This is a genomic window from Dongia sp. P2_B8 (assembly GCF_056404715.1).
Genome location: NZ_JBFUDM010000005.1, coordinates 274848 through 292012 on the forward strand (window position 1 = coordinate 274848; position 17165 = coordinate 292012).

Below are 17165 nucleotides of genomic sequence, written 5' to 3' on the forward strand. Positions count from 1 at the left end.
TTGATCGCATGACAGAAATGGCTGGACGACCAGAGCGGTCGCCGACTGGCTGGCTGTCGCCTGCGCGAGCAATGCCCAGATACCACGCCCCGCCGCCGGAAACCCTGCGCATCTATTTCATCGGCCGCTACGTAAGAAGCGGGCATGCTTCAGCTCGCCCGGGCCGGCAGGCCCCCTCGTGCCCAGACGGTGCCGGAAGTAGTCCTGCGTGAAGGTTGCCAGTATCACCCTTGGGAGGAAGAAATGCTTGGCTTGATGATGAATGTCCCGCTGCTGATTCCCTCCGTGCTGCGGCATGCGGCGACCTATCACGGCGATACCGAAATCGTGTCGCGGACCGTCGAGGGACCGATCCATCGCTATACCTATGCCGATTCCTGGCGACGCAGCGCGCAACTCGCCAATGCGTTGACATCGCAGGGTCTCAAACAAGGGGACCGGATCGGCACCCTCGCCTGGAACGGCTACCGGCATATCGAGATCTATTACGGTGTCAGCGGTGCGGGACTGATCTGCCATACGATCAATCCGCGGCTGTTCCCGGAGCAGATCGCCCAGATCATCAATCATGCCGGCGACCGCATCCTGTTCATCGATCTCACGTTCGTGCCCCTGATGGAAACGATTGCCGACCGCCTGACGACGGTCGAGACCATCATTGTCATGACCGATGCAGCACATATGCCAGCTTCGCAAAAGCTGCCGCAGCTAGCGTGCTACGAGACTTTGATCACCGGGCAACCGGGTATTTTCGACTGGCCCACTCTCGATGAAAACACCGCCTCAGGCATGTGCTACACGTCGGGGACCACCGGCGACCCGAAGGGTGTCGTCTACAGCCATCGCTCCAGCGTGCTGCACGCCATGGCCGTGTGCCTGCCCGATGTGTTTGCACTCTCTGCCGCGGCAACCGTCATGCCCGTGGTGCCGATGTTTCATGTCAATGCCTGGGGCATGCCCTATGCGGCACCCATGGCTGGCGCCAAGCTTGTGCTGCCGGGGCCCAAGCTCGACGGTGCCAGCCTTCATGAGCTGATCGAACAGGAAGGGGTCACCTTCACCGCCGGCGTGCCCACGATCTGGCTGGGTCTCCTCGATTGGATGGCTGCCAACGACAAATCCTTTACGACGCTGCGCCGGATGGCCGTCGGTGGATCGGCGTTGCCGCCTGTGATGATCGAACGGTTCCAGGCGCTGGGGGTGGAGATGCTGCATGCCTGGGGCATGACCGAGACCAGTCCCGTGGGCCTTGCCAGCATGTTGAAACCGAAACACGCGGCCTTTGACAAAGAACAACGCCTGGCCCTGCAGGCCAAGCAAGGCGTACCGCTCTATGGCATGGAATTCCTGGTCGCCGACGATGACGGCCAACCCGTGGCGCGCGACGGCAAAAGCTTCGGCAACATGCTGGTGCGGGGACCCTGGGTCTGTGCCGGCTATTTCGGGTTGCGCGACAGCAGCGCACATAATCTGCCGGGCTGGTTCGGGACCGGCGACGTCGTCACGATGGATGAAGACGGCTATGTCCAGATCGTCGATCGCACCAAGGATGTGATCAAGTCCGGCGGCGAATGGATCAGCTCGATCGATCTGGAGAACATCGCCCTCGCCCATCCCGTGGTGCGGGAAGCGGCCGTCGTGGCACGGGCCGATGTGCGCTGGGGCGAGCGGCCGGTGCTGGTGGTGGTGACGCATGACGGTGCAACGCTGAGCTCGGCAGAGGTTGCCGCCCATTTCCAGGGCAAGATCGCCAAATGGTGGGTGCCGGAGGATGTCCTGGTGGTGGCCGAACTGCCCCACACCGCCACCGGCAAGCTGCTCAAGACCAAGATCCGCGAGATGGCGGAGCAGGCACTGGCTGCGCCGGCCGGATGAGCTGCGTGCTGATTTGCAGCTAGAGGCCAGCGGGAAGCTGTGCCGCCACTTTCCCAGCCCACGCATGTTCGCCCATGCGGCGCGCCACAAGAGCGATATCGGGGGAGAGGAAGCGGTCCTGGTTATAGGGGGCGATCTCGGACCGCAAGGCGGCGTAGGCAGCCTCTGTCCCACGGCCGCGCTTCAGGCCGGAATAGAATTCCATCGCCTGCGCCGCCAGCAGGAATTCGATGGCGAGGATGTGGCGGACATTGGCGATCACCTGCAGACATTTCAGCGCCGAGGGCGTGCCCAGGCTCAAATGATCTTCCTGCTGCGCCGAGGTGATGTAATTGTCGGTCACCATCGGCTGCGCGAGCAGCTTGTTCTCGGCCGCGAGCGAGGCCGCGGCATATTGCGCGATCATCATGCCGGAATTGACGCCGCCTTCCGGTACCAGGAAGGCCGGCAGGGTGCTGACCGCCGGGTTGATCAGCCGGTCGAGGCGGCGCTCGGCCACAGAACCCAGTTCGGCACTCGCCATGGCCAGAAGGTCCATCGCCATGCCCAGACTCTGCCCATGCGGATGGGCGTTGGAGATGACGCGGTAATCGTCGGGCGTGCCGATCACCAGCGGGTTGTCGGTGGCCGAGCCCAGCTCGATCTCGATCTGGCGGCGCACATGGTCGATCTGGTCGCGCGTGGCACCGTGAATCTGCGGGATCGAACGGATCGAGAGCGCATCCTGGGTGCGGAAGCCTTTGAAATGCGCGACGATCTCGCTATCCGCCAATAATGCCCGCAGGCGCTTGCCGACATGAAGCAGGCCCGGATGCGGTTTCAGATCAAGGACCGCCTCGTCGTAAGCAGCGAGCTGGCCCTTCAGGGCTTCGAAGCTCATGGCGCCGATGATATCGGCCCAATCGGCCAACGCTTCCGCTTCGACCAAGGCGAGGCAGGCGAGACCGGTCAGACAGCGCGTGCCGTTGACGAGACACAGCCCATCCTTGGCGCCAAGCTCAATGGGCTTGAGGTCGGCGGCTTTCAGCGCATCGGCGGCCGGCATCTGCCTGCCCCCCACCACGACATCGCCGACGCCGATGAGGGCAAGACCGATATGGGCACCATGAACGATGTAGCCGACGGAACCCTGGCTCGGCACGACCGGCGTGATGTCGTGGTTGAGGAGGGCCACCAGCTGGCTCACCACCGCCGGGCTCACGCCGGATTTGCCGTGGCAGAGATCGTTCACCAGCGACACCATGATGGCGCGGGTGGCGGTGATGGAGAGGGGCGTGCCGATGCCGCAGGCATGGCTCAGCAGCGTGTTGCGCGAAAGCTGGGCCTGCTGCGACCCGGTGAGGATGATTTCGGAGAGAGCACCAAGGCCAGTGCTGATGCCATAGGCGCGCTCGCCACTGGCGATAATGCGTTCGACGATGCGGCGGCCGTTCAGCAGATTGGCGTCTGCGGCGGGGCTGAGAGCGATTTTGGCCTCGCCCTGGGCGATGGCCGCCAACTGCAAATAAGTGAGTGCCGCATCGCCGCGTTCGACCGTCTCTATCGCCATTTTCGCCACCTGAATGCCCATCTTAGCTGTACCTGTATATACAGGCGGCCTCACGGCATCAAGGATGGCCCCGATGAGCTTTCGGAACAGGCCGATGAAATCCGCTACTTTTGAAGGGCGAAAGTGCGGAAGGCGGCGGCGAGCGGCGATTGGCGGGATCCGTCCAATTGGGCCAGGACGACCCGCTGCGGCGCCAGCTTTTCTGTGATCGGCCGGCAGGCTATGGCGATACCGTCGTAAGAGCGATCACCCTGGGGCCTGGTGCAGGACAGCGCCACCCCGGCACCGTGCGCCACCAGCCCACGCTGCATTTCGAAGGTCTGGGTATACTGGCTCACCCGGGGCTGATGGCCATAGGCCCAGAACAGGGACATGAAATATTCACGCGACTGGGCCATGTCTTCGAGGATCAGCTTTTCTTTGGCGAGCGACGCCAGGGATACGCGGCGGCGCTTGGCCAAGGGGTGATCGGCCGGCAGCAAGGCATAAGGCGGCAGCTCCGCCAGCACCCAGCGCTTGATGTCGGCAGCGATACCGAGCTCATAGGTGACGGCAAGCTCGCTCCTGCCGCTCATCAGGTTTTCATGGACCGCCGCGAAGTCGCCTTCGAAGAGATCGATGATCGCATCCGGGTGCAGCCTCCGGAATCCAGCGAGCAGCCGCGGCAGGATATAGGGGGCGAGGTCCTTGAAACAGGCGATGGGCAGCCGGCCCTTCAAGGGCCCCACCGGCATGGCGGGCGCACTCGACATTTCCAGCGCCAAAGCGAGGAGTGCGCGCGCCTGATCGAGGAGGATGCGGCCGGCCGGCGTCAGGCTGAGGCCGTGGCCGGCGCGGCGGTGGAACAGTTTCTCGCCGAGGRGCGCTTCCAGCTGGGCAATCGCCATCGACATGGCCGGCTGCGCCACATGGCGCGCCCTGGCCGCCGCACTGACATTGCCATGCTCGGCGGTGGCGACGAAATAGTCGATCTGGCGGAAAGTGAAAGGTATCATTATTTACTTATACCTCTATATCAGCATCATATATTTCTCATGATGCCCTGCTTCTGGCAAGTCTGTAGCAGAACAGATCAACGGAGTTGCCATGCAGATCACCGCGGAAGATACCGCCATCTTTCAACGCGACGGTGCCATTGTCCTGAAAGGGGCCTTCACCGATTGGGTCGAAACCCTGCGGGCAGGTGTCGCGCGCAACATGGCGGAGCCCGGCCCCCATGGTGCCGAGAATGTGCGCCCCGGCGATGGCGGCGGCCGCTTCTTCGACGATTACTGCAACTGGCAGCGCATCCCGGAATTCGCCGACTTCGTGACGCGTTCGCCGGCTGCGGCACTTGCCGGGCAGCTGATGGGCAGCCACACGTCGCAGATGTTTCATGACCATGTGCTGGTGAAGGAACCGGGCACCGCGAAGAAGACCCCCTGGCACCAGGACATGCCCTATTACTGCGTCGATGGCATGCAGACCGGCAGCTATTGGATTCCGCTCGACCCGGTGACGCAGGAGAATACCCTCCGCCTGGTGCTGGGATCGCATCTATGGCCCAAGCTGGTGCGCCCGAAGCGCTGGGCCGGCGGCGAGGATTTCTATGCCGACCAGGACCAGTTCATGGACATGCCGGATGTCGAGAGTGGCAGCTACTGGATTATGGAACCGGCACTGGAACCTGGCGACGCGATCCTTTTCAACTATCGCACCGTGCATGGCGCCAACGGCAACACAGGGACCAACCGCCGCCGTGCCTTCTCCTGCCGGTTCCTCGGCGATGACGCCGTCTTTATAGAGCGGCCGGGCCGCACCTCGCCGCCCTATCCGGGCATCAACCAACGGAACGGGGAACGCTTGCGCGAAGACTGGTTTCCGACCATCTGGCGGCAGAATAAAGTCGCCGCATAGGCCATCACGGCAGGAAGATGTAGTTCTCCCAGCTTTTGATGCGCAGGATGATCTTCCGCATCAAGGCAATGGCGTGGAGATTGTCAGTATAGACGGCGACGATCGCCTGGGAGCCGCCGGGCAAATTCAGTGCTTCGACATCCGGCCCGTATTCGAATAGTACGGGAATGCGTCCTGGCGCCTGTGCCGATGTCGCCGTGCGCAAGGCACCACTGGCTGTCACCTGGCCCTCCGCCGTTGCCGGCAACACCTGCCGCAACGTGGCCGGAAAGATCTTGCCGGGGTAAGCCTTGAAAGCGAGTTCAGCCTCGAGCCCCGGCGTGAATTCGGCGATGACATTCTGCGGGAAGCTAGCAATCAATGCCGGCTCCTCGGCGTGGATGAAAACCATCACCGGCGCCAGCGGCAGAACCGCCGTCATCTGGCCTGGACGCAAAGCGAGCTGGGTCACGTAACCATCGCCAGGTGCACGGACCGTGGTCTGGCGCCGTTCCCAGCGTTTGAGATCAAGCTCCGCCATCACTTGCTGGATATCCGGGTTGACGCCCCTGCTTTGCGCCTGGAGGGCAATGCGGATCTCTTCCTCTTGCGCTTGCGCCTGGCGGAGTTGCTCACGCACGGCTTGAAGCTTGTCGCCGCCGCCTTTGATCACTTCCTCGGCTTGCGCGATGGCGGCATTGGCTTCCGTCAGCTGCGCTTCCAGCCGCACCACCAGTTCCTGCACCTGGTCGAATTTCTGCCGCGGCACCGTGCCCTTGGCAACCAGGTCCCGGTAGCGGTCCTCATCCTTTCGCGCCAAGGCGAGCTGCGTTTTCACCTGCGCCGCAGAGGCCTGCGCCTGCTCCAGCTGGCGCCGCGCCTGGTGGTCGAACTCGGATTCGGAGCCGAGAATCTCCGATCGGGCCTGGTCGCTGGCAGCTTCCGCCCCGGCGAGGCGCTTTTCCAGCTGGCCGAGATCGGTATTGGCTGCAACCAGCTTGGCCTCCAGCCGGTCGACTTCATATTGATAGGGCTGCGGGTCGATCTGGAACAGCACGTCGCCTTCACGCAACAGCGTATTTGCCTGTACCGGCACATCGATGACACGCCCCGGCACCGCGGGCAGGATCGGCGTCGTTGCCGTATAGAGGCGCCCATCCGAGCTGGCCGGATGATATTTGAAGAGCAGCACGGCCAAGACGCCGAGGAAAGCGACACCGATCATGATCGCGGTTGAAACGGTATAGCTGTTGACCGGGATCAGGCGGAACTTCTTGAACACCAACCAGCAGATGAAGCCATAGGTACCAATGACGAGTTCGATCATGACTTTGCCCCCGGCTGGGTTTCAGACTGGGGCATAGCGAGCGTGGCCATGCTGGCACGCACGTGGGACAACTCGCCCTGCAGCAGGTTGATCTGATCCTGCAGCTTCTTCTCGCGTTCTTCATTGACGCCGACAGAAACCGAGATCGGCTTGGGGTTCATCACTGCCCAGAGGAAGACCAGCGGCCATAGCGCTTCCAGCGTAAAGATGCTGAGCCAACAGGCAACATGGATCGCGTCGGTCTGTGGATGATTGCGCTTCTTGGCGACCTGGTAAGGAATGTCATGGATAAAGATGAAGGTATAAAAGACCAATGACAGGCCGACGATGCAGATCGCCAGCGAGAAATAGTCGAGGAACATGATGCGATCCTTTTGCCCTGCTAGAGTGGCGATATCGGTCTATCAAGCAGTTTTGGCGTCTCGGCCCTGTGCTACCCCTGCCGGCCAGTCCCCGCACCAATCCTAGCAGTTGCGTCCAACTTTTCTCTAAATAATATTTGATACTACTGCGCCGCAGCACGCAGATCGGTCACAATCGCCCGGCCTGTTCCACATCGGCATGCCGCAACTGCACTGCCATTGCCCACGGCCTCGGACTGAGGCAAGCTTCCGGCCTGATTGTCGGCGCAACGGAGACTTTATGGCGTTTTGTCGAACCGATGGACATGTCATCGCCTGGCGTTTGGCGGCGCTGATTCTGGCCGGCATCGCACTGCCTGCTGCCGTCACACCGGCAGCCGCCGATCAGGTTGCCCTGCAGCTTGGCTATTCGAATCAGGAATCGCCCTTTTACATTCAGGGAAACGGCGACGTCATTCCACCGCTGCCCGGCATCGCGGTCGAAATGGTGCAGACCGCCGCTACCACCTGCATTGTCGCTGCGAGCTTTACGCGCTATCCCGGCGGCAGGTTGCTGGCGCTGATGCAGGAGAATGTTATCGACGCCACGGTGATGCTGTCCTTCAACCCGGAGCGGTTGGGCATTGCTGCCTATCCCATGCTGGGGGATGTTGCCGATCCGGCATACCAGATCGCCACGCTGACCTATGCCTTCTATGTGCGCAGCGATAGCAATGTGATGTGGGATGGCAAGAGCTTCACCGGCCTTGCTCATCCGATCGGCGCCAATCTCGGCTGGTCGATTGCCAACGACCTTATCAAGATGAAGCTGCCGGTGGAGCAGGCGAAGGACACGCAGAACAATTTCAACAAGCTGCTGCTCGGCCGGATCGACGCCTTTGCCATCCAGACCAGCATCGGCAATGCCTATGTCGAGAGACACCAGCTGACCGACCGGGTCAAGCTGCTGGAGCCACCGATCTCGTCCAAACCCTATTACCTGGTGTTCAGCCGAGCCTGGCATGCGCAGCATAAGGACGTCGCCGATTGCCTGTGGCGGGAGATCGTGCATGAGCGTGAGACCCATATGAAGGCCCTGCTCGCGCGCTATCATGACACCGTGAATTAATGCGGTAATCTACATGTATATCAATGTGTTGTGATCCGCCGGCCGTTTTGTGCCGGCTTTTTCTTTATGCGCTCTTTATGCCCAGGTAGGCGGACTCATCTCGAATCTTTACGGCGATCTGACGATCTTCAGGTAGGTGAAATCTGCCACATGGGATGTGCCATGGTTGATGTCTTTTATACGGTGATCGCGGCCGGCCTCTTCATCGCCGCCTGCTTTTATGCCCGCGCCTGCGCGCATATTTAGAGAGGTAGCCCGATGATCCTCGATTTCGTCCTGGGTGGCGCAGCCGCCGCCTTGCTGCTCGCCTATATGACCTTTGCGATCATATGGCCGGAGAAGCTTTAGACTTAGAACCATAGCCTGGTGAAACCATCATGACTGCCAACGGCCTCCTGCAGATCGCCCTGTTCTGCATCGTCATCATTGTGCTGACCAAACCTTTGGGCGCCTTCATGACCCGCGTATTTGCGGGTGAGATGAGGTTCCTGGCGCCGGTCGAGCGGGTGATCTATCGCGTTTGCGGAATCAATCCGCGCGAGGATCAGCATTGGACGGTCTACGCCATTTCGATGTTGCTGCTGAACGGCGTGGGCTTTGCCTTCCTCTATGCCCTGATGCGCTTGCAGAATCTGCTGCCGCTCAACCCGCAAGGCTTTGGCGCGGTGGCGCCCGACCTCAGCTTCAACACTGCCATCAGTTTCGTCACCAACACCAACTGGCAGAATTATGCCGGCGAATCGACCATGAGCTATCTGACGCAGATGGCCGGTCTCACCGTGCAGAACTTCCTGTCGGCAGCAACCGGCATCGCGCTGGCGGTGGCGCTCATTCGCGGTTTCGCGCGTAGGTCAGCAAGCGGTATCGGCAATTTCTGGGTCGATCTCACGCGCTGCACGCTCTACATCCTGCTGCCGCTCTCCTTCATCATCGCGCTTTTCCTGGTGACCCAGGGTATGCCGCAGAATTTCAATCCTTACGTCGCCGCCACCACGCTTGAAGGCGCACATCAGACCATCGCGCAGGGACCGGTTGCTTCCCAGGTTGCCATCAAGATGCTGGGTACCAATGGCGGCGGCTTCTTCAATGCCAATGCCGCACACCCTTACGAGAACCCGACACCGCTTTCCAACTTTGTGCAGATGGTGGCGATCTTTGCGCTCGGCGCCGGCCTCACCAACGTCTTTGGTCGCATGGTCGGGGATCAACGCCAGGGTTGGGCGATCTTCTCGGCCATGGGCGTCCTGTTTCTGCTCGGTGTTGGCGTCTGCTATTGGGCGGAAGCCCAGGGCAACCCGGCCCTGTCGGCGCTCCATATCGACCAGGCCGCCGGGGCGCTGCAAAGCGGCGGCAATATGGAAGGCAAAGAGGTGCGCTTTGGCATTGCCAATTCCTCGCTCTTTGCCGTGATCACCACAGCCGCCTCCTGCGGTGCCGTCAACGCGATGCATGACAGCTTCACGGCATTGGGCGGCATGATCCCCATGATCAACATGCTGCTCGGCGAGATCATCATTGGCGGCGTCGGTGCCGGCCTCTATGGCATGCTGCTGTTCTGCATCATGGCGGTGTTCATCGCCGGCCTGATGGTCGGCCGGACACCAGAATATGTCGGCAAGAAGATCGAGGCGCGCGAGGTCAAGATGACGGTCCTCGCCATCCTCTGTATTCCACTGGTCGTGCTGGGTTTCAGCGCGGTGGCGACCGTACTGCCCGACGCTCTCAAGAGCATGCAGGACGGTGGGCCGCATGGCTTCTCGGAGCTGTTCTATCTCTACACGTCGAGTGCCGCCAACAATGGCAGCGCCTTTGCTGGCTTCACCGGCAACACGGTCTTCTACAACGTCACCGGTGCCATCGCCATGTTCGTCGGCCGCTTCTTCGTGATCCTGCCGGCGCTCGCCATCGCCGGATCGCTGGCGGCGAAGAAATCAGCACCGGTCAGCGCCGGCACCTTCCCGACCCACGGGCTGCTGTTCATCGTGCTGCTGGTGGGCGTGGTGCTGATCGTCGGTGGCCTCACTTATTTCCCGGCCCTCGCCTTGGGCCCGGTGGTCGAGCATCTGATGATGCAAGCCGGTCAGCTGTTTTGATTGGCGGTTGTTTTTAAGGAAACATGTAAATGACCACGTCGCGTAAAATTACCCTGTTCGATCGCCAGATCCTGGGCCAGGCCGCCTTGGCGTCCTTCCGCAAACTGGATCCGCGGCAGCTTTACACCAATCCGGTAATGCTGGCCGTGGAACTGGTGGCGGCGGTCGCCACGATCCTGTTCATCCGTGATCTCGCGATTGGCGCCGGCACGCCATTTGCCGGACAGATCGTGTTGTGGCTATGGGTGACCGTGCTCTTTGCGAACTTCGCCGAGGCGGTGGCGGAAGGTCGCGGCAAGGCGCAGGCCGACGCACTCAGGAAGTCGCGCATAAATGCGACGGCAAAAAAACTGAATGCCAATAGCAGGGCATTCGAGATCGTGTCGGCATTGTCGCTGGTGCCGGGTGACGTTGTGCTGGTGGAAACCGGCGATCTCATCCCGGGCGATGGCGAGGTTGTCGAGGGTATCGCCTCGGTCGATGAATCGGCGATCACCGGCGAATCCGCCCCCGTCATCCGCGAAAGCGGCGGCGATCGCTCGGCTGTCACCGGTGGTACGCGCGTGCTCTCCGACGAGATCAAGGTGCGCATCACCGCCGCCCAGGGGTCGACCTTCCTCGACCGCATGATCGGCCTGGTGGAAGGCGCCAAGCGGCAGAAGACACCCAATGAGATCGCGCTCAACATCCTTCTGGCCGGCATGACGCTCATTTTCCTGTTCGCGGTCGCCAGCATCCCGAGCTTTGCGCACTATGCTGGTGGCACCGTCTCGATCATCGTGCTCATTGCCTTGTTCGTGACCCTGATCCCGACCACGATCGGCGCGCTGCTCTCGGCCATCGGCATCGCCGGCATGGACCGGCTGGTGAAGTTCAATGTGCTCTCCATGTCCGGCCGCGCGGTCGAGGCGGCAGGCGATGTCGACACACTGTTGCTGGACAAGACCGGCACCATCACGCTTGGCAACCGCCTTGCCTCTGAATTCGTACCGGTCACCGGTGTGACCGTCGAGGAGTTGGCCAATGCGGCGCAGCTCGCCTCCTTCAGCGATGAGACGCCGGAAGGCCGCTCGATTGTGGTGCTGGCCAAGGAGAAATACGGCCTGCGCGGCCGTGAGATGGCACCCCAGGGTGCTGTCTCGGGCCATGCGACCTTCGTGCCTTTCACGGCGCAGACGCGCATGAGCGGCATCGATCTCGACGGCCGTTCCATCCGCAAGGGTGCTGTAGATTCCGTGATCGAGTATGTCCGCCAGCGCAATGGCGGCCAGGCTGCCGGTTCGCAAGAGCTGACCGAGATCACCGAGCGCATTGCCCGCAGCGGCGGAACACCTCTGGCGGTCGTCGAGGGCAGCCGCATTCTTGGTGTCATTCATCTCAAGGACGTGGTCAAGGGCGGGATCCAGGAACGATTCCAGGAGCTGCGCCGCATGGGCATTCGCACGGTGATGATCACCGGTGACAATGCGCTGACTGCCGCAGCCATCGCCGCCGAGGCCGGAGTTGACGATTTCCTGGCGCAGGCAACGCCAGAAGCCAAACTGAAGCTGATCCGCGAGGAACAGGCCAAAGGCAAGCTGGTCGCCATGTGTGGGGATGGCACCAACGATGCCCCGGCCCTGGCGCAGGCCGATGTCGGCGTCGCCATGCAGACCGGCACGCAGGCCGCGCGCGAGGCCGGCAACATGGTCGATCTCGACAGCAATCCGACGAAGCTCATCGAGATCGTCATGATCGGCAAGCAGCTTTTGATGACGCGTGGCGCGCTCACCACCTTCTCGATCGCCAACGACGTGGCGAAATATTTCGCCATCATCCCGGCGATATTCGCGGCCTTCTATCCGCAGTTGGGCCTGCTCAATGTCATGGGACTGAAGACACCGGAAAGTGCCATCCTGTCAGCCACCATCTTCAATGCGCTCATCATCGTGGCGCTCATCCCGCTCTCGCTGAAGGGCGTGCGCTATCAGGCGAAGAGTGCCGGTTCGCTGCTGGCGTCCAATCTGGTGATCTATGGTCTTGGCGGCCTACTGGTGCCGTTCATCGGCATCAAATTGATCGACCTTGTGATCAACGCCATTCATATCGTCTAACGGAGATCTGTCATGCTCGCCCAGTTACGTCCCGCTTTCCTGCTGCTGATCCTGATGACCATCCTCACAGGGCTCATCTATCCGCTGGCGGTGACCGGTTCGGCCCGGCTGCTGTTTCCAACCAAGGCGGATGGCAGCCTCGTCACCCGTGATGGCAAGGTCATCGGTGCTGCGATGATCGGCCAAAAGTTTGCCAGCGCCACTTATTTCCACAGCCGCCCGTCGGCGGCAGGTGCCGATGGCTATGATGCCGCCGCCTCATCGGGCTCCAATCTTGGGCCGACCTCGAAGGCGCTCATTGACCGTATCGCGCAATCGACGGCGGCCGAGCAGGGCACGTCAACCGACAAGGTGCCGGTCGATCTGGTGACCACTTCCGGCAGCGGGCTCGATCCGGACATTACGCCCGCCGCCGCCTATTTCCAGGTGGACCGTGTGGCGACCGCACGCGGCATCGACGCGGCGAAGGTCCGGGAATTGGTTGATAGCCATGTTACCGGCCGCACCTTCGGTATTCTTGGCGAGCCGCGGGTCAATGTGCTAACGCTCAACCTGGCCCTGGACGACCTGGCGGCCAAATGATGGACCCATTGACCCGATGGCCAACGCGCCTGAACCGATAGGCAGACCGTCCGCCGACGCCCTTCTGGACTCGGCCAAGCGGGAACAACAGGGCCGCCTCAAGATTTTCCTGGGGGCGGCCCCTGGCGTTGGCAAGACCTATGAAATGCTGCTGGCGGCCAAGAAGCGGCGGGCTGACGGCGTCGATGTCGTCATCGGCATCGTCGAGACTCATGGCCGCGCCGAGACCGAGGCACTGATCGAGGGCGCCGAAATCATTCCGCGGCAATCGATCGTCTATCGCGGCCACGCTTTGCCGGAGATGGATATCGACGCGATCCTGGTGCGCAGGCCGCAACTGGTGCTGGTCGATGAACTGGCGCACACCAATGCCGAGGGCAGCCGTCACACCAAGCGCTATCAGGATGTCGAGGAATTGCTGGCGCATGGCATCGACGTCTATTCGACTCTTAACATCCAGCATCTGGAAAGCCTCAACGATGTCGTGGCGCAGATCACCCATGTGCGGGTGCGCGAGACCCTGCCCGACCGCATCGTCGACCGCGCCGATGAGGTCGAGCTCATCGATCTCACGCCCAAGGACCTCATCCAGCGCCTGAAGGAAGGCAAGGTCTATATGCGCGACGCCGCCGACCGCGCGTTGCAGCATTACTTCTCCGAAGGCAATCTCACGGCGCTGCGCGAGCTGGCCCTGCGCCGCACCGCCCAGCGCGTCGACGACCAGATGCTCAATTACATGCAGGCCCATGCCATCGCGGGGCCTTGGGCCGCCGGCGAGCGGGTGTTGGTGTGCATCAACGAGCATCCAGCATCCTTCGGCCTGGTGCGCTATGCCAAGCGCGCGGCCGACCGCATGCAGGCGCGCTGGACAGCCGTCTATGTCGAGACGGTGCGCTATCATCATCTGTCGGAGAAGGAGCGCGACCGGGTCGACGAAGCACTGCGCCTGGCGGAGCGGCTGGGTGGCGATGCTGTCACCCTGCCCGGCAACCAGATCGCCACCGACCTCATCGACTATGCGCGGGCCAACAACATCACCCAGATCATCATCGGCAAGTCGACACGGTCGCGCTGGTTCGAACTGCTGCACGGCTCCGTGGTGCGGGACCTGGTACGCGCCTCCGGCAATATCGGCATCCATGTCGTGGCCGGCGCGCAGGTGAAGGAGGAAGGCCAGGCGCGCGATGTGGCTGAGGCGACGGCGTCCTTCTCCCTCACACCCTATGTCGGCAGTGCGGTCACCGTGGGGCTGGCGCTGATTGCCAGTCTCGCCATCGATCATTTCATCGATCTTCCCAACATTTCGATGATGTTCCTGGCAGCGGTCCTGTTCTCGGCCGTGCAATATGGCCTGCTGCCCTCGCTCTTCGCGTCGATCCTCAGCACCTTGGCCTATAACTATTTCTTCCTGGACCCGATCCACACCTTCACGGTGGCCGATCCTTCCAATGTCATCGCCCTGTTCTTCTTCCTGATGGTGGCGATCCTTACCAGCAACCTCACGGCCAAGGTCCGGGCCGAAGCACGCGCCTCGCGCCAGCGTGCTGCTTCCACCACCGCGCTCTATAATTTCAGCCGCAAGGTGGCAGCGATCGGTGAGATGGACGATCTCCTTTGGGCAGTCGCGCATCAGATCGCGCTCATGCTGCGGGTCCATGTCATCCTGCTGCTGCCGGATGAGGCGGGCGAGATCATTGTCAGGATCGGCTACCCGCCGGATGACGAACTCAACGATGCCGACCTCGCCGCGGCGAAATGGGCTTGGGACCATGGCAAACCGGCCGGCCGCGGTGCCGGCACCCTGCCCGGCGCCAAGCGCCTGTTCATCCCGCTTGCCACCGAGCGCGGCAAGATCGGCGTCATGGGGTTGGACCAGGAAGAGACCGGTCCGATGTTCACGCCGGACCAGAAACGACTATTGGATGCGCTCTGCGATCAGGCGGCGGTGGCCATCGAGCGCATCAGCCTGATGCAGGATATCGACAAGGCGCGGGTGGTGAGCGAGACTGAACAGCTGCGCAATGCACTTTTGAATTCGATCTCTCATGATTTCCGCACGCCACTTGCCTCGATCATCGGATCGGTCTCGAGCTTGCGATCGTTGTGGCAGAAATTTCCCGAAGAGACGCGGGAAGAGCTGCTGCGCACGACCCAGGACGAGGCCGAACGGCTCAACCGCTTCATCGGCAATATCCTCGACATGACACGGCTGGAAGCTGGCGCATTGGCGCCACGCAAGCAGCCGGCCGATCTCGGCGACATTGTCGCCGGTGCCCTGGGCCAGGCGAAACCGCTGCTCTCGCAGCATCAGATGAAGGTCGAGATCGCCAAGGATCTGCCGATGCTCGCGATCGATGCCACCTTGACCGGGCAGATATTGATCAACATGCTCGATAACGCGGCGAAATATGCCCCGGCAGGAAGCGAGATCGGCTTGCGCATCGGACAGGATCAGGACGGCATCACGGTAAGCGTGCGCGACGAAGGCCCCGGTATCCCAGCGGCTGACTTGACACGCATCTTCGACCGCTTCTTCCGTGTCGAGGGGGGCGATCGGCGCCGGGCCGGGACCGGATTGGGCCTGGCTATCTGCCGCGGCTTTGCCGAGGCGATGGGCGCCAGCATTCTTGCCGCCAACCGCACCGACCGCAGCGGCGCTCTTTTTACGCTGCGATTTCCGAAAGGCCTGCAGGTGACGGCGTGAGCGGACCTCCGGAAATCCTGGTGATCGACGACGAGCCGGCAATCCGCCGCTTCCTCAAAAGCAGCCTGCTCGCCCATGATTTCGCGGTGACCGAGGCGGAAACCGGCAAGGCGGCACTTGCGGCGCTCAGCCGCGGGAATTTCGTTCTCGCCGTGGTCGATCTGGGTCTGCCTGACATGGACGGCCATGAATTGGTGCAGGCCATCCGCGCGCTGTCGCCCATCCCCATCATCGTGCTGTCGGTGCGCGACGATGAGGCCGGCAAGGTAGCGGCCCTCGATGGTGGTGCCGACGATTACGTGACCAAGCCGTTCGGCATCGAGGAATTCATGGCGCGCATCCGCGCCGCGCTCCGGCACCGGCTGCAGCAGCAGGGCCGTGCCGCCTTGTTCCGGAATGGTGATCTTTCCATCGACATACTGGCGCGCGAGGTGAAGGTGCGCGGGGAAACGGTCAAGCTGTCACGGCGTGAGTTCGACCTGCTGCTCTATCTTGCGGAACATGTCGGCAAGGTGGTGACCCACGGCCAAGCCCTCTCCCACGTTTGGGGTGCGGCACATGGCGAGGATGTCGAATATCTCCGTGTCTATGTCCGCCAGCTCCGGCAGAAGGTTGAGGCCGATCCACAGCAGCCAGCGATGATCCTGACCGAAGCGGGCGTGGGATATCGGATGAAGCTGGTGGAACCCTAATCGTCATGGTTGGCGAAGGCCGACCATGACGAATCGGTTACACCACCCCTACTGGCACAGTGCCCTTCACGGTGGTCCGGTGCAGCAGGCGGCGATGGCCGTCATAATCGTTGATCGCGAGATGCATGGTGCTGCGATTGTCCCACATCACCAGCATGCCATCCTGCCATTTGAGGCGGCACTGGAATTCCGGCCGCGTGCAGTGGGTATGCAGGAAATCCAGCAGCGGTTTCGATTCCGCGGCACTCATGTCAGCAAAGCGCTGGGTATAGACCGGGTTGACGAAGAGTGCCTTGCGGCCCGTCACCGGATGCACGCGCACCACCGGGTGCAGCACTTCCTGATCCGCGCTGGGATCGTTGCGGGTCATCTTGATCGAGCGGCTGACGGCAGCATCTGGTCCGGGACCCATCGTGCCATGCGGCCAACCGGTATGAACCGCGCGCAACGGGTCGAGCAGCTTCTGTAGGCCAGCGGACAAGGATTCATAGGCGAGATACTGATTGGCCCAGATCGTGTCGCCACCCACCGGCGGCAATTCGATCGCCTGCAGCAGAGTGGCATCCGGCGGTTCGGGCAGAAATGAGAAATCCGTGTGCCAGGTACCGCCGAAGGTCGAAATGCGCTTTTCATCCGCCTGTTTCAGCACGGCGATAATGTCGGGATGGCTGTCCATGCCCTTCACATAAGGGACACGGAGCACATCGCCGAAGCGACCGGTCACATAGAGGAGTTCGTCCGGCGCCAGCTTCTGGTCCGGGAAGAATAGCACCGAATGATCGGCAAATGCCGCTCGCACCGTGTCCATCATCGTCTCCGGCGCATCGCGGAGGTCGATGCCGGTCACTTCGGCGCCGAGATGCGGCGTGATGGGGCGGATATGAAGGTCGTTTCTCATGATCCCC

General features: G+C 61.9%; 14 protein-coding genes. 9 read left to right on the plus strand and 5 right to left on the minus strand.

The window, feature by feature from the left end:
- Positions 1 to 144 precede the first annotated feature (144 nt).
- Positions 145 to 1875 (plus strand): long-chain-fatty-acid--CoA ligase, encoded by a 1731-nt coding sequence (locus AC1DWZ_RS16480; protein WP_477170007.1) that lies wholly within the window; start codon positions 145 to 147, stop codon positions 1873 to 1875.
- Positions 1876 to 1894: 19 nt separating this feature from the next.
- Here AC1DWZ_RS16480 and AC1DWZ_RS16485 read toward each other — a convergent pair whose 3' ends face one another.
- Together AC1DWZ_RS16485 and AC1DWZ_RS16490 are read right to left on the minus strand one after the other, a co-directional pair.
- The gene (locus tag AC1DWZ_RS16485; RefSeq protein WP_477170008.1) at positions 1895 to 3424 is read right to left on the minus strand and encodes an HAL/PAL/TAL family ammonia-lyase; all 1530 of its coding nucleotides are present in this window, start codon (positions 3422 to 3424) and stop codon (positions 1895 to 1897) included.
- Positions 3425 to 3528: 104 nt separating this feature from the next.
- Entirely contained in the window at positions 3529 to 4419 is an 891-nt protein-coding gene (locus AC1DWZ_RS16490; RefSeq protein ID WP_477170009.1) for a LysR family transcriptional regulator, read from the minus strand.
- Positions 4420 to 4510: 91 nt separating this feature from the next.
- Between AC1DWZ_RS16490 and AC1DWZ_RS16495 the strand changes: the two genes are divergently transcribed.
- Entirely contained in the window at positions 4511 to 5320 is an 810-nt protein-coding gene (locus AC1DWZ_RS16495; protein WP_477170010.1) for a phytanoyl-CoA dioxygenase family protein, read from the plus strand.
- Between the two features lie 4 nt (positions 5321 to 5324).
- On the opposite strand, the gene AC1DWZ_RS16500 is transcribed toward AC1DWZ_RS16495, so the two are convergent.
- On the minus strand, positions 5325 to 6626 hold the full coding sequence (locus AC1DWZ_RS16500; RefSeq protein ID WP_477170011.1) for an HlyD family secretion protein: 1302 nt from the start codon (positions 6624 to 6626) through the stop codon (positions 5325 to 5327).
- A complete protein-coding gene (locus AC1DWZ_RS16505; protein ID WP_477170012.1) occupies positions 6623 to 6988 on the minus strand; it encodes a DUF3302 domain-containing protein in 366 nt (121 codons plus the stop codon). The genes AC1DWZ_RS16500 and AC1DWZ_RS16505 overlap by 4 nt, the downstream gene beginning before the upstream one ends.
- A 280-nt stretch (positions 6989 to 7268) precedes the next feature.
- On the opposite strand from AC1DWZ_RS16505, the gene AC1DWZ_RS16510 reads away from it, so the two are divergent.
- From AC1DWZ_RS16510 to AC1DWZ_RS16540, 7 genes are all read left to right on the plus strand, one after another.
- The gene (locus tag AC1DWZ_RS16510) at positions 7269 to 8096 is read left to right on the plus strand and encodes a substrate-binding periplasmic protein (RefSeq protein WP_477170013.1); all 828 of its coding nucleotides are present in this window, start codon (positions 7269 to 7271) and stop codon (positions 8094 to 8096) included.
- 258 nt (positions 8097 to 8354) lie between these two features.
- Positions 8355 to 8444: a potassium-transporting ATPase subunit F gene (locus AC1DWZ_RS16515; RefSeq protein ID WP_477170014.1), complete on the plus strand. Its 90-nt coding sequence runs from the start codon at positions 8355 to 8357 to the stop codon at positions 8442 to 8444.
- 29 nt (positions 8445 to 8473) lie between these two features.
- A complete protein-coding gene (gene kdpA, locus AC1DWZ_RS16520) occupies positions 8474 to 10189 on the plus strand; it encodes a potassium-transporting ATPase subunit KdpA (RefSeq protein WP_477170015.1) in 1716 nt (571 codons plus the stop codon).
- A 29-nt stretch (positions 10190 to 10218) separates the two neighbouring features.
- Positions 10219 to 12282, plus strand: a complete 2064-nt coding sequence (kdpB, locus tag AC1DWZ_RS16525; RefSeq protein ID WP_477170016.1) for a potassium-transporting ATPase subunit KdpB — start codon at positions 10219 to 10221, stop codon at positions 12280 to 12282.
- A gap of 12 nt (positions 12283 to 12294) precedes the next feature.
- Positions 12295 to 12864 (plus strand): potassium-transporting ATPase subunit KdpC, encoded by a 570-nt coding sequence (gene kdpC / locus AC1DWZ_RS16530; RefSeq protein WP_477170017.1) that lies wholly within the window; start codon positions 12295 to 12297, stop codon positions 12862 to 12864.
- Positions 12865 to 12880: 16 nt separating this feature from the next.
- Positions 12881 to 15568: a DUF4118 domain-containing protein gene (locus AC1DWZ_RS16535; protein ID WP_477170018.1), complete on the plus strand. Its 2688-nt coding sequence runs from the start codon at positions 12881 to 12883 to the stop codon at positions 15566 to 15568.
- Positions 15565 to 16260 (plus strand): response regulator transcription factor, encoded by a 696-nt coding sequence (locus AC1DWZ_RS16540; protein ID WP_477170019.1) that lies wholly within the window; start codon positions 15565 to 15567, stop codon positions 16258 to 16260. The genes AC1DWZ_RS16535 and AC1DWZ_RS16540 overlap by 4 nt, the downstream gene beginning before the upstream one ends.
- A 37-nt stretch (positions 16261 to 16297) precedes the next feature.
- Here AC1DWZ_RS16540 and AC1DWZ_RS16545 read toward each other — a convergent pair whose 3' ends face one another.
- Positions 16298 to 17158, minus strand: coding sequence for a TauD/TfdA dioxygenase family protein (locus AC1DWZ_RS16545; protein WP_477170020.1), 861 nt, complete (start codon positions 17156 to 17158; stop codon positions 16298 to 16300).
- Between the last annotated feature and the right edge of the window lie 7 nt (positions 17159 to 17165).

Coding starts and splice junctions, on each gene's coding strand:
- AC1DWZ_RS16505 (WP_477170012.1), bottom strand. CDS start 6,988: ATGTTCCTCGACTATTTCTCGCTGGCGATCTGCATCGTCGGCCTGTCA.
- AC1DWZ_RS16510 (WP_477170013.1), top strand. CDS start 7,269: ATGGCGTTTTGTCGAACCGATGGACATGTCATCGCCTGGCGTTTGGCG.
- AC1DWZ_RS16535 (WP_477170018.1), top strand. CDS start 12,881: ATGGCCAACGCGCCTGAACCGATAGGCAGACCGTCCGCCGACGCCCTT.
- AC1DWZ_RS16545 (WP_477170020.1), bottom strand. CDS start 17,158: ATGAGAAACGACCTTCATATCCGCCCCATCACGCCGCATCTCGGCGCC.
- kdpC (WP_477170017.1), top strand. CDS start 12,295: ATGCTCGCCCAGTTACGTCCCGCTTTCCTGCTGCTGATCCTGATGACC.
- AC1DWZ_RS16485 (WP_477170008.1), bottom strand. CDS start 3,424: ATGGCGATAGAGACGGTCGAACGCGGCGATGCGGCACTCACTTATTTG.
- kdpB (WP_477170016.1), top strand. CDS start 10,219: ATGACCACGTCGCGTAAAATTACCCTGTTCGATCGCCAGATCCTGGGC.
- AC1DWZ_RS16480 (WP_477170007.1), top strand. CDS start 145: ATGCTTCAGCTCGCCCGGGCCGGCAGGCCCCCTCGTGCCCAGACGGTG.
- AC1DWZ_RS16500 (WP_477170011.1), bottom strand. CDS start 6,626: ATGATCGAACTCGTCATTGGTACCTATGGCTTCATCTGCTGGTTGGTG.
- kdpA (WP_477170015.1), top strand. CDS start 8,474: ATGACTGCCAACGGCCTCCTGCAGATCGCCCTGTTCTGCATCGTCATC.
- AC1DWZ_RS16515 (WP_477170014.1), top strand. CDS start 8,355: ATGATCCTCGATTTCGTCCTGGGTGGCGCAGCCGCCGCCTTGCTGCTC.
- AC1DWZ_RS16495 (WP_477170010.1), top strand. CDS start 4,511: ATGCAGATCACCGCGGAAGATACCGCCATCTTTCAACGCGACGGTGCC.